The organism is Streptomyces sp. NPDC014894 (assembly GCF_043080985.1).
Lineage (GTDB): Bacteria > Actinomycetota > Actinomycetes > Streptomycetales > Streptomycetaceae > Streptomyces.
The window spans coordinates 148,537-161,159 of record NZ_JBIBWD010000018.1; the positions used below are offsets into that span (position 1 = coordinate 148,537).

The window sequence follows — 12,623 nt, forward strand, 5'->3', positions numbered from 1 at the left end:
GCTACGACACTCAGATCGGAGGGGGTGCGGAAGGAGTCGGTCCAGGTGTCGCCGGTGAACAGGTCGCCGCTGATCACTCCCAGGGACCGGTCGCCCTCCAGATCGACGCGCAGCTCGATCCGCTGGTTTCCCGTGGTGCCCGTCCAGCGGCCGGTGACCTGGCGGTGGGATCCGCGGTAGTGCTCGGGGAGCGCGGCGAGGCCCGGCACGCCGAGCCGGTCCAGTGCGCCGGAGGCCAGTACTCCGGTCTTCCAGTTCAGCAGGACGCCCTGGCCGCCCTTGATCAGCAGGCTCTGCCGGGTCCCGTCGGCCGCCGTTTTGTACGGCGCCACATGGTCCAGGCCGGAGCGGAACTCTGCCGGGAGCCCGGCCCAGCCCGCGGAGCCCGACGCGTCCGGGCCGTCGGTGATCAGGGCCTCGCGCACCACGCCGGTGGACCAGTTGAGGGTGAGGACCCGCCCGGCCTTGAAGACGTACGTCTGCCGCGTTCCGCCCGTGCCGTCGGGCGCCTGTAACAGGGCGTCGATCTCCGAGCGACAGCCGGCGGGGAGCGCGGTGCCCCAGTTCGCCAGTGCCGTCCACGGCCCCTGGCCGACGATCCGTCCCTGCTCCCAGTCGTACCAGTAGTGGTTGTCGCCCGAGAAGAACAGACTCTGCCGGTTCTCACCCGGGCGGGACAGGAGTACGGCGCCGAGGGAGAGGCCCCGGTCCTGGAAGTTGAACAGCTGGGGCGCCAGCGCGGTGAGGTAGTCCGCCCCTATCCGCTGCTCTTCGCTGACCAGGGCGCCTTCCATGCCCTGCGAGAACAGCAGCCGCCACTCACTGCCCGCCGGATGCGCCAGCACCCAGCTGAAGCCCGTCGCCTTGTACCGCATGAATGCCATGATCCGTACTCCTCTCAGAGAAGGTGAAATCCGGGGGACGGATCGTCCGCCCCTGGAACAGGGAACGCGGCGAGGCCGGCCGTGCCCTGTCGGTGTGTGCGGCACTCCGGACGGGGAGACCGCGCCCAGCCCCCGGCCCCGCTGCCGGTCAGTGGCCGTGTCCGGCCGTGACGGCGTCGCGCGGACATCGCCCGCGAGCACCGCGTGGGGAACTCTCCGGCGCGGGACGGGAGAGCACCGGCCGTCTCGGCGGCCCACCCGCCACGTCCCCGCCCGTCCGGCCCGGCGGCCGCCGTCCGGCGCGGACGGCCACGGTGCCGGGGGAAGCGCGATCGCGGGCGCGGTCGCCGGAGATCTCCACGGGGCTCCGGTCAGCCATGGTCATGGACCGTCCGTTCTCGAACACCGCCCCCGCACGGGGAGCGGGGGCGGGGCGGGCTGTCGGGTGGGACGAACGCCGGGCAGGGAAGGGCGGCCGGCCGGTGCGGGGGCCACGGACGCCCGCCGGTCAGCGGGTGAAGAAGCGGTCATGCCGAGCCGGGCACAGCAGACCACACCTCGCGTTCACCAGAAATCGAACAGAAAGCCCATTGCTGTCGCACAGAGGTGGAATGGCGCATACCTCCCCTGTCCGGGGAAGTCGGCCTTCCCGGGGGCTGGGAAGCTCCCCCGGATCCCGCCGCTGTCGGGCACGGCCGCACACCGCCCCCGGGCCCGGATCCACCAGCCCGAACGGCCGCTCGCCCGGATGCGCGCCAGGTGCCCACCTGGGCCCGGAACTCCACGACGGGCCGCCCGGTTCCCCGCTCGCACGGAGCCGCACACCTCCGTCACCCCCCTGCGGCCCCGACAGAACGACCGGAACCCGTCCCCGGAGACCGGCGGCTACGTGCGAACCGGGTTGGGGGCGTACTTCGGAACGCGCTTCCGGGCCGCTGCGGCCCTCGCGATCGATGGCGGCCGCAGGAAGAGCCGTGGGCCGCGGCCAGGAATCGCTGTGGCCGGCAAGTGCCACTTGCCGACGAATCGTACGGAGCCGGACAGTGACGGAAGCCCACAGGACTCGACTCACAGGGGAGGGACCGGATGGCCATCAGCGCAGGGCGCAGCTACGTGCTCAGGAACCGCAAGTCGGGCATCGTTCTCAATGTGGCGGGGAATTCGACCCATGCCGGCAACAGGCTGGACACCTGGCGGCTCGACACCGGCCAGTACCGCACCAGTCAGGTATGGCACATCTTCCCCCTGGACGACGGCGGCCATCTGATCGCCAACAAGTTCAGCGGGCTGGTGGCCACGGTCGTGGACAGCAGCGCCGCACCCTCGGCCAAGCTGGAGCAGAACACCTTGCAGACCGGCCCCGCCGCGCTGCACACCTGGCTCGTACGGGAGGCTCCGGGCGGCGGCCACCACATCGTCAACCAGCGCACCGGCCTCTACCTGGGCCTCCAGGGCAACGCGACGGGCTCGGGAACGCAGACCCAGCAGGACTTCTTCCACCGTCCGCCGCAGGCGACGAACGTCTGGGATCTCGAACCCGAGGACGAGTACCGGCCGGTGCTCGATCTCGCGCCGGTACCGGCCGGCCCGAGCGACATCGGCGACGTGGTCCGGCTGACCGGCTTCGGGCAGCCGTCCCAGCAGCAGACCGCTCCCGTCCTGATCGGGCAGGTCGCCCTGCCGTTCCCGCTGATCACGGACTCCGCCCTGCCACGCACCCGGCTGGGCATCGAGAGCCCGTACTACCTGCTGAAGCGCCAGGGCTACTGGAAGCTGGCGCACTACTACGACCACAGCGGCGCCACCCAGCAGACCAGGACCCAGCAGATCGCCGTCGGCCTCACCACCCCCAACGCGCCCGCGGTCCAGACCGCCACCGGAATCTCCGTCACCGCCGACGCCTCCTTCGCCTACACGGGATTCACCGCCTCCCTCGGCACCACCATCAGCCGCGGCCTCAAGACCACCACCAGCTCCAGCGCCACGCCGGAGAGCAGCCGGACCCACACCCTCAACCGGATCTACCCCCAGGGCAGCCGGGTCGCCGAGGCCCTCTGGTACAAGGAGGACAAGTACACACTGACCAGGCTCGACGGCACGGTGGCCGTCGAATGGACCACCCGCGACCCCAACACCTGCGTCTCCGACGCCTGGACGAGCTGACCCGCGGCTCCCCGGCCCGTCCCCGTCGCGCGTGAGGGGTGACGGGGTCGATACGGGCGCGGCGGGCTCGGCATGCGGAGGCCGCCTCCGCATCCTCGACCACGAACCCGTCGACGCGCCCCCCACCTCCGGCACCCTGATCGCCCTCAGCGCGTGGGCAGCCTTCGAAACCGGCTGGACGTTCATCGCCGCGCCCTGACCACCCCACCCCTTCTCCCCATCCGTCCGGGCGCACCGGTGCCGAGGCAGAGCCCACCACGAGGTGCTCCCGAACGGATCCGTCCCGCCACGAGCACAGCGCGCCCGGCCGCCGCCCGGGCCGGGCCCGTCGGCGGGTGAGAGCTTCCCATCCCAAGACCTGGAGGGGATCCATCGATTCCGACCGCGAGGCGAAGCCGGACCGATCGAGCATGTCCTGGACCGTTTCCCCGACCGGGTCTTCGCGTCGACGAGTTCGGCCCACTCAGGATCCGGCCCACCGCAGGCTGGGGCTGGGCAGACCCGGAGCCCCGAACGGGGACGGTTCAGGAGAAGGACGGCACCAGAGGAGAATGACTCAGGAGGCGGACGGCTCGATCTCCCCCGCGAAGACGATGATCTGGTCGATGAGGCTCCGCCGCAGATGGACGACGTCCGTTCCCGCCAGGCGGGGGCCTCCATCCGGCGTCGTGAAGACCCACTGGTACCGGGCCCACTCGTCCGGCATGTCCACCGCCGAACAGCGCACCATCGTGCCGGTCCCCGCGGGGTGGCGCCGGATGTCCAGCACGAACCGCTCGACTGCCTCGATCCCCTCACTGCGGCCCAACGGTCCCCAGAAGACCACGTCCGAGGTGAGGGCCTGGGAGAGCAGCGCAGTCACATACCTGTCGTCCGAGGCGTTGAACGCGGAGATGAACGTGTCGATCGCGGACCGCGCGGTCTCTTCCTGCATGCACCAGTAATACCACCCGCCTCGCGGACCGCGCTCGTCTCGTGAGCCATCTCCCGACCACGGTGAACCAACCCCGGTCACAGCACTGGCGAAGTCCGTGTTCTACGGTCCCGCCCGCTCGGTCACGCGACCGCGTCTCCACCCAGGAGACCGGCGCGGCCGGACGGAGACGGCCGTCACCATGACCTTCATCGAGCCCGGTCTGCACGTACGCGACGGCTTCGCGGAGGGACCGCTCGCGGATGCCGCGCTGTCCCGCGCGGCCCGGCGACGCCCTGACCCTGGTGTCACGCCGGAACCGGCTGGGGCTCCTCCAGCACCCCGGCGGCCCTCCGCGTCGGCGCCGCCGCCAGAAGGCGTCCAAGCGAGCGGGCGAGCAATGCCGAGAGAGAGCGGCCCAGTACGCCGCACCGGACGACGCCGACGTGCCGTCGCGGCCGGTGCGCGCGGACGAGCAGCGGGCGCACCGTCCGCAGCAGCCCGGACGCCATCGCGGCCCGGGGGCCGGCCGTTGAGCGGATCCGGCGGGTGAGTCCACCGGCTGGGCCCGCTGGGCGGAGTGCTCTCCACCGGCGGGGAGTGAGCCTCCACCAACTTGAAGTCGCTGGTCAAAGGGCTGGTGTGACCCGTTCTCGGGGTGCTCACACTGGTCGTGGGCGATTGTCTGGGGTGTAGATCGTTGGTCAGCGGTCGGCTTGTCGGTTCTTGCGATACGCCTCGTCATCCCGGCCAGATGCTGGAAACGGGCTCGGGCGGCGAGGTTCGGGGCGGCGGCATGACGGCCCCTCGCGGAAGGGCGGATGCGCGCCTGGGATCATGAGTGGATGTCCGAGGAACCGAACCCGATCTCCAGCCTGTGGCCGCTCGTGCCGTCCGGGGCCACCGACTGGCTGCTGGAGCTGTGCGGTGACGGCCTGACCGGGTTCATGCCTCCGGCGATGCCTGACGCGGTGTGGGTGCTCAGCGCCATGTACGAGCACGAGCAGGGGCCGGCCGATGTGTCGTACCACGAGTACCACCAGGCACGTCTGGCAGACGGGAGCACCCCGCCCCACATCGTGGCGGGCATTGACCTCAACGCCGTGGGCGTCGCCACAGGAGGAGGGCTGGGCCGCGCCCAGCACCCGGGCCCCGGGTGGCGACGGCTGCGCTGGGCCGAACTCGCCCGGAGGACCGGCGACCCGGCCGTGCCCGACGGGCTGATGCCCTCCTACCGTTGCTTTCCCTCGGCGAGGAAGGAGGGCAGCTGGCCGCTGGGTCTGATCCCGCCGACCGAGGGGAGCCTGGACCGTGAGACCTGGAACCGGCTGATCACCATCCTCGCCCAGTACAGCCCCGCGGGCCCCGACACCCGCTGCCTGGCCTACTACAACCCGCTGATGCTCGGAGCCACCGACTTCGACAACCTCCACGTGCGGGCGGGTCGGCTCGGCGACGCCGAGATCCTTTACGACCAGTCCGATGCGGACTTCAGCCCGTCCAACCTCTGGGCCGATGACCGCTCCTGGGTCCTGTGCACCGACTACGACCTGTGGGCCACCAAGATCGCCGGGCCCCCGGCCCTCATTGACGCGTTGCTGAACGACTTTGAAATCGAGGCGGTTCGTCTGCCCTGGGCGCACTCGTGACGAGCCGCTTCGTCGCCATTCAATCTGGAGCGTAAGCGCATTCCAATTCCTGCCCGCTGGGGCCGGACGGCCCTCGACGATCCGGTGCATGCTGGATCCCGAGTCGCTGGAACGGATCACCGCGCGGCGCGGAACTGGACGAACTCGAAGAGGTGCTGGCCAAACAGCTGGCGGAAGTGCGGGCCGAGCGGGATGAACTCGCCGTCGCCGAACGTGTCCTTGAACGGATGACCGGGCAGCTCGCCAAGGAACGCGCCCAGGCCGGGCAGGTGGGCGGCCGGGCGGTGATGCTGATCCCGCATCGCGAACCGGGAGTGGGGGAGGACTCGCTCCCGTGGGACTACCAGCGCATCATCACCGCCGTGCGGCAGGCAGCTGAACCGCTCATGGCCCGTGAGGTCGGCGAGGTGGTGGGTGTGGACGTCGGCGTGCGGGCCAAGCTGGAACCGTTACGCGGCAAGCTGGTCAGACTTGTCGATCGCGGCCGGCTCCGCAAACTGCCCGACGGCCGGTTCACCACCCGCCTGTGACCAGGAGCACCGCCGCTCGGAGCGGCTCGGCACCGGCACAACCAGGGTGCCTCCGGCACCCGTTGGAATTGTGTGACGAATACCAAAGAGCGCGCCGAGGAAACCTGCCCGCTTGTTTACCAGCGCCGTCTGCCGCTGTCCACGCGCACCGTCAACCACCTCGCCGATCCGCTGCGGCGTCACCTGACGGAAATCCGGTCCAGGTGGCGGATCCTGCCGTCGGGGAAGATCGCGGTGATCGTCCTGGCCGTACCGCGCCACGACCAGCGCCCGGCCGACATGGCCGGCGGCGACGACGTGTCCGAATCCACCGTCCGCCGCTGGCGGGGCGAGCTGATCGGACTGCTCGCCGCCCAGGCCCCGCGCCTGGACCGAGCCCTGAAAAAGGTCGCCGAACAGGGCGGGGAGCTGGTCCTGATCGACGGCACCCTCATCCGCACCAGGCGCCGCACCGGCAAGGCCGACCGACGGAACTACTCCGGCGAGCACCGCAGCCATGGCCTGCACTTCCTCGCCCTGACCGACGAGAACGGCCGCCTGATCCGGATATCCGCCGCCCGGCCCGGCCGCACCCACGACACACCGCCGCCCGCCACGACCACATCCTGGCCTACCTGCGCGCCGCCGGCCTCGGAGCCTTGGCCGACCTCGGCTTCCGCGGCCTGGACAACGACATCCTCGCCCCCGTGATCATCACCGGCTACATACACCGCCACCCGCACCCACAAGCTCACCCCGAGCCAGAAGACCGCCAACCGCGTCCTCGCCGTCGGACGCGCCCCGGTCGGGCACAGCTTCGCCCACCTCAAGAACTGGCGGACCCTCACCAAACTCCGCACCGACCCCGCCCGCGCCCCCGACTCCTGCGTGCCCTGCTCGTCCTGACGAACCGCGAAGTCAACCGCTGACGGATGATCTTCTCCGCTGACTCCCGCCCACGATCAGCGTGAGCACCCCGAGAGCCGATCACACCAGCCCGTTGACCTGCGGCTTCAAGCTGACGGAGGCTCAGTGTGACGCATCGTGTCCCGCGCATCGCTCCAGGCACATGCTGTCGTGTCCACCGGGGCGCCACCGGCATCCGGCTGACGGTCGTTCATCGTCACCGTTCGGGGGTTCTGTGCTCCCGCTCGGTGAGACAGGCCCCGGGACAGGAGGCCGCGAAGACGGCTCGCGCCAACGCCGCCGTCCCCTGCCCCGCGCACTCTCTCCGGACCGCCTGGCCCATGGCCGACTCCCGGAGGGCCGGCATCAGCCGACCGACCGGGCTGGGACCTGTCTGGTCATTGGTCTTGGGAGAGGACCTGTCGGCTGTGGGCGTGGTCGCCCTTGGCGCGTCTGCCCCACCCGGTCAATCTGTCGGGTTCACCGGCCTCTTAGCATGCGCCCGCATACGAGCGGGCGTGAACAGGCTGTTTCGTACCCGGAAGAGTGAGCCCCGGGCGTTCCGGCGAGGTCGGTGCGGTCACAAGGTGATCATGGAGCGTTCGGCACGACCAGCCGTCACACGCGAGGAGACGTCGAAAAGTATGCCCAAGCCCGTCGTCAACATCTGGGGTACCCCTGAAGGGGCCGCGTCCGCGGCCGCGCAAGCCGCCCCCTGGGACGCCAAGTGGGACCTGCGCAACGCGTCCACCAGCGGGACCGCCTGGGTCTTCCACAGCTCACCCGGCCAGACGGCTCTCAAGCGGCCGGTGATCCTCGCCGACGGCTTCGCCCCCGGAGGGACCAACGTCGACGCTCTGTACGACGGTTTGGAGAACGGGGAGTACCCGTTCGTCTCCACTCTGCGCGCGGCGGGCTTCGACGTCGTCCTGCTGGGCTTCGCCGACCGCACCGCGTCCGTCATCGACAACGCCGAACTCGCGATCGAGTGCGTCATGCGGACGATCGCCGACCGCGAGGGCGACGCCAGGCTGACGGTGGGCGGCTTCAGCATGGGAGGACTGGTCACCCGCTACGCCCTGGCCAAGATGGAACGCCAGCGGATGCAGCACGAGGTCTCCACCTACCTCTCCTACGACACCCCGCACAACGGCGCGTGGCTGCCCCTGGGAGTCCAGGCGTTCGCCCACTACGTGAAGGAACACTGGGGAGGCCCCGCCACGCCGCTCTACAACTCCTTCTCCCATCTGGTCAACAGCCCCGCCGCACGCCAGATGCTGCGCTGGCACCTGGAGACCGCCGCCGGGACCACCCTCGACGCCGCCGACGGCCGGCACCAGGACCGGACCGACTTCCTGGCCGCGCTGGAGCGGATGGGCAACTGGCCCCAGATCCCCCGCCTGCTCGGCGTCGCCAACGGCACCGGCACCGGCGCCGGCAACAGCATCCCCGCCGGCGACACCGCGATGGCCGCCTACGGACCGGCACTGATCGGACAGCTCGACACCCAGGCCCGGGGCTCGCAGACCGTCGCCCGGATCGACAAGCCCGGCCAGGACCCGACCGAGATCCGCACCACCGGCTTCCCTGAACTCGACGGCGCTCCCGGCGGCCTCTTCCCCCAGGCCCCCGCCCTCGGCGACGCCGCCGGCTTCGGCATCGCCGCCATGCTCGCCGGCCGCGTCAACAGGACCGAGGCCGACCTCACGCACAACACTTCCACCTTCGTCCCCACCATCAGCGCCGTCGCGTCGGCCGACATCAACGACCACGACGCCCTCTACGCCAAGATCGACTCCGAGCGCAGCGACCTCCACGACTTCAAGTGCGCCACCACCAACGAAGGCCACACCACCATGACCCGCGAACTCGGCGAGTGGATCGTGACCAGGCTCAAGGAAGGGTGACGACCGGCCGGTCACCGGCGTGAGCGATACCCGTGTGGGGCCCGGGACCGACGGTCCCGGGCCCCACACTCGCCGCCGAGGCTGTGTGGATATCGCTCGTGACGTCGGTAACGAACATTTCGGTCGTTCAAGGAGTACTGGACGCTGGCCGGCAGTAGCCGCCAGACATCGGTCAAGGGGTGCGTCTGCACGGTGGGTCCGGCCGTGCGCAGGTTCGTGTGCGGGCCGGACGACTGCTGACCCGGCCCGCAGGCCGGAGGAAACCGAGGACACCCACGAACTGGTCGCCAAGCCGCGCCGGTACGACACCTACCACTGGATGATCACCGTCGGTGACTACGGTCAGGCGGTGCCCGTGGTCGTCACCACCCTGGAGCGGCTCCAGGAGCACGGCGCGGACGCGGTGGTGTGATGACGTTCGACAGAACCGGCGAGCAGATGCTGACCGCCGCGCTCGACAACCCCGACGGCGACTCCCTCTACCGCGGCCGGGCTGCCCGCGCCGACGCCGAGTACAAGCGGCGCCGTGCCGCCGAACGGGAGGCGCAGCGCTCCGTGTGCGGGGGTGTGGGGCGAAGTTCACGGATCAGCGCTGGGAGGAGGCCACCGTACACAGCCTGGTGCCGAAGGCCGGTGATCTGTCCGTGTGCGGGACGTGCCACTGTGACGACGCCGGCCGGAGGGCAGCCGCCGCAGAGGCCGAGTGTGTCGCCCGGCGACAGGCGGAGGAGCCTGCTGCCCGCGCGGCGGCGGGAGTGAAGAGCCGCCGCCTGTTCGGACGCCTCCGGTAGCCGGCCCCCCCGGGGGCGTACTCCGGACGGGCCGGGACGGCAGTCCGGCCGGAGGCGAGGATGAACACCGCGGACAGTGCCGTGAAGGACCGGGTCGACGTCAGCGCGAAGAGGGCGATCGTTTCCACCTGGTGCGTCGTTGAATTCCGGTAGGGGACTGAATGACGAAGCGGTTTCTGTCAACGGACAGCGGGCCGTCCGGGTGAACGGACGTCTCAGCTCCTTGTGTGCGGACAGTTGCCCTCCCTGGCCGGTACGACTATTCATCCCTCGGATGGGGGATATAGCGTCGCCATCATGAGACCCCTGACCGACACCGCCACCGATCAGGCGCCGGCTGATCCGGCCGCCACCGACGACATGCTGGCCACTCAGCCCATCGGATACTGGAGTGGCCTCGCGCATGCGGCCGTCACTCGGCAGCTGCGTGACGCTATGGCCAGGATCGACGTCACGCAGCCGCAGTACTGGGTGCTCAACCGGGTGAACGGCGGGTCCGCGACACCGAGCCGTGAGGAGGTCGTCATCCAGCTGACGCCCCTCGCGGACGGGCCGCACGAGATCGCTCGTGTCATCGACCAGCTGGTCCACCGCGGCTGGCTCAGAATCGACACCGGGCAGCGCCTGCAGCTCACCGATGCCGGGGAAGCTGCCAGGGTGCGGCTGCGCGAGCTGGTGACCCAGCTGCGCGGTGTGGTCCACGAGGGCATCAGCGACGAAGAGTACGTAGCCGCGCTCAAGGTGCTGCGCAGGATGGTCGCCAACGTCGAGGGCAGTAAAGCCTCCTGGCCAGGTTCTTCCTCTCGGCCGGCCGGCGAACCCGTCGGCGGAGACACGTTCTGACTCGGCCGGTTCAGCGGGACGGCGCCCTGGCCGGTGGTGGGTCAGCCGCGGGTAGCGCCGGCAGACCGGCCAGCACCACGGAGTCGACCGTCTGGTAGCGGACTTCGTCCGCAGTGAGCGCCGCTGGCCACCGGTTCACGCACCAGGACAACCGCCTCCTCCGGATCGGCTCGCCATCGCTCGACGACTTCGTCGGCGGCGGCGCTCACCAGACCCATCGCGGCGGACTGGTGCACTGTCGGCAGCGGCACCCCCGTGCTCACCAGGCGGCGGGTCGGCCCACTCCGTGAGCTCCCGGGCCTGCGCCACGGCGTACCGTGCGGCATAGGTCCCGGTGGTGCCTCCCCCCGCTCCCGCGTTGCGGCGGTCAGCCACCGGGCATCATCCTCGGCGCTGGCCCGGTCCAGCAGAAGGGCGGCGCTGAGACTGACCTGGATACACGGCCAGAGGGCCGCCTTCACTTTCTCCTGGCCGGGCGGCGCGGCACCGAAGCGGGCTGGTACACCGGGCCCGCCGCTTCGACACAGGCGCCGATCAGCGTGGTCGGAGCTGCGATCAGCCGCGCATGGCGGCGTCGGCGGACGGGGGGTAGAAGCGGCGTGCCCAGTGCCTGAAAGGGCCGATCGGTCCGTCGCCGTGGGCGAGACGGGGCGGCTGCCGGTACTGCTTGTGGTGCCAGACAGGGAAGTCCGCGGCGGTGAACTCGCAGCTGGCACGGAAAATCGTACGGTTCAGCAGCCGTGCGGCGGTCCGGCTCACCGCACGGGCGAGCGGACCCGGCAGCCGTTCCGGTTCGCTGAACGCGAGCCGGTTCAGCTGCCGGAACTGCATCCGGTTGGGGCCGATCGCGGTCGGCATCACCATCGTGCACATCCGCAGCCCGACCCGCGGCGTGTGCACATCGGCATGCAGACACCCCAGCCCGTATCCGTCCACCTCCACCTCGACCTCGAAGTCTCCCAGCAGCGGCGTCGATTCATGTGCCCGCAGCGACACATGGAAGCCCGCTCCGTCATAGGCGACCGGCCCGCCGACGTCCGCCCGTTTCCAGCCGTGGAGCGTGGCGAAGTGCCCGACGTCCACCGAGTTCTCGATCACTTCCTGCACATGCCCCGCCAGCTCCCACGCGGCGCTGCGGGCGGGCTGCCGGCCGATCACATGCCAGTCGGGAATCGACCAGTCCGGCGCACGCCCGTCGTGATGCCGCCACACGAACACGGCACCGTTGGCCTCGCGCACCGGCAGCGATTCCAGCCCCAACCTGGGCGGCGGGGTGCCGTAGCCCGTCCGCACACACGCTCCGTCGGGGCCGAACGCGAAGCGATGGAACGGACACACCAGATCGTCCCCCTCCACCCGCCCCAGACCGAGATGCGCACCCAGGTGCGGACAGTAGGGGCGCACGGCCCGCACCGCCCCCGTCCGCAACCGGTACAGCACCACGTCCTCCCCCGCGAGCGGCCGCGTCAGAACGGCGCCCGCCCGCACCTCGCCGCAGAACGCCAACGCGGACCAGCCACTCGGATACGGCAGAACCGGCGCCCCCGCCCTGTCCGCCGGAGTCGGCCCCTCACTGATCCCGTTCCCGTACTCACGTGAAAATCCCACCAGTCCCCCTCACGGATTCGGCTCCGTGAAGCCTGCCCACCCAGATCCGGCATCGTCCGGGCAGACCGCACATCACCCGAACGAGTAGCCCAGGACCTGGCAGGGAGGTGCCGAATCTGTCGGGGAAAGGAGCAGGCGCCCGCCGCGGTCATCGCTCTCCCGCCGACATGCGTCCGCACCCCGGCCGTGCCCGCCCGGTGCGATGAGAGGCGAAAGCTCTCGACCCGACCGAGCTCCGCCGCCTGGTTCCGGACGCCGTCGGCCCGTACATCGGCCGCGACGCCCTCGTGGGGGGTGAGACCGCACAGGCGGCAACCGAAGTTCGGAAGGAATGAATCCACCATGCCCAAGAAGACCTCGACTGTTCCCGCCCAGTGATCATGTGCGTTTGATGGGCTTCTGAGCTGGGGTGATCAGGTAGCTGGTTGGTGCTGGTGGGTCCGAGTCGAT

8 protein-coding genes are annotated in these 12,623 nt (G+C 70.5%); 6 read left to right on the top strand and 2 right to left on the bottom strand.

Features of this window, described 5'->3' with window-relative positions; translation table 11 throughout:
- The first annotated feature begins 1,970 nt into the window (after positions 1-1,970).
- On the top strand, positions 1,971-3,047 hold the full coding sequence (locus ACF089_RS31810) for an RICIN domain-containing protein (RefSeq protein WP_392034257.1): 1,077 nt from the start codon (positions 1,971-1,973) through the stop codon (positions 3,045-3,047).
- Between the two features lie 556 nt (positions 3,048-3,603).
- On the opposite strand, the gene ACF089_RS31815 is transcribed toward ACF089_RS31810, so the two are convergent.
- Positions 3,604-3,981, bottom strand: a complete 378-nt coding sequence (locus ACF089_RS31815; protein ID WP_392034260.1) for a nuclear transport factor 2 family protein — start codon at positions 3,979-3,981, stop codon at positions 3,604-3,606.
- 824 nt (positions 3,982-4,805) lie between these two features.
- Here ACF089_RS31815 and ACF089_RS31820 point away from each other — a divergent pair.
- From ACF089_RS31820 to ACF089_RS31840, 5 genes are all read left to right on the top strand, one after another.
- Positions 4,806-5,609 carry a hypothetical protein gene (locus ACF089_RS31820; RefSeq protein WP_392034263.1) on the top strand — a complete coding sequence of 268 codons (804 nt, stop codon included), beginning with the start codon at positions 4,806-4,808 and terminating at the stop codon, positions 5,607-5,609.
- Positions 5,610-5,761: 152 nt separating this feature from the next.
- The gene (locus ACF089_RS31825) at positions 5,762-6,139 is read left to right on the top strand and encodes a hypothetical protein (protein WP_392034266.1); all 378 of its coding nucleotides are present in this window, start codon (positions 5,762-5,764) and stop codon (positions 6,137-6,139) included.
- A 72-nt stretch (positions 6,140-6,211) separates the two neighbouring features.
- The gene (locus ACF089_RS31830) at positions 6,212-6,829 is read left to right on the top strand and encodes a transposase family protein (protein ID WP_392034269.1); all 618 of its coding nucleotides are present in this window, start codon (positions 6,212-6,214) and stop codon (positions 6,827-6,829) included.
- Between the two features lie 839 nt (positions 6,830-7,668).
- A complete protein-coding gene (locus ACF089_RS31835) occupies positions 7,669-8,931 on the top strand; it encodes an esterase/lipase family protein (protein WP_392034272.1) in 1,263 nt (420 codons plus the stop codon).
- A gap of 1,088 nt (positions 8,932-10,019) precedes the next feature.
- A complete protein-coding gene (locus ACF089_RS31840; RefSeq protein ID WP_392034274.1) occupies positions 10,020-10,565 on the top strand; it encodes a MarR family winged helix-turn-helix transcriptional regulator in 546 nt (181 codons plus the stop codon).
- A gap of 555 nt (positions 10,566-11,120) precedes the next feature.
- Here ACF089_RS31840 and ACF089_RS31845 read toward each other — a convergent pair.
- Positions 11,121-12,173 carry a Rieske 2Fe-2S domain-containing protein gene (locus ACF089_RS31845; protein WP_392034277.1) on the bottom strand — a complete coding sequence of 351 codons (1,053 nt, stop codon included), beginning with the start codon at positions 12,171-12,173 and terminating at the stop codon, positions 11,121-11,123.
- Positions 12,174-12,623: the final 450 nt, after the last annotated feature.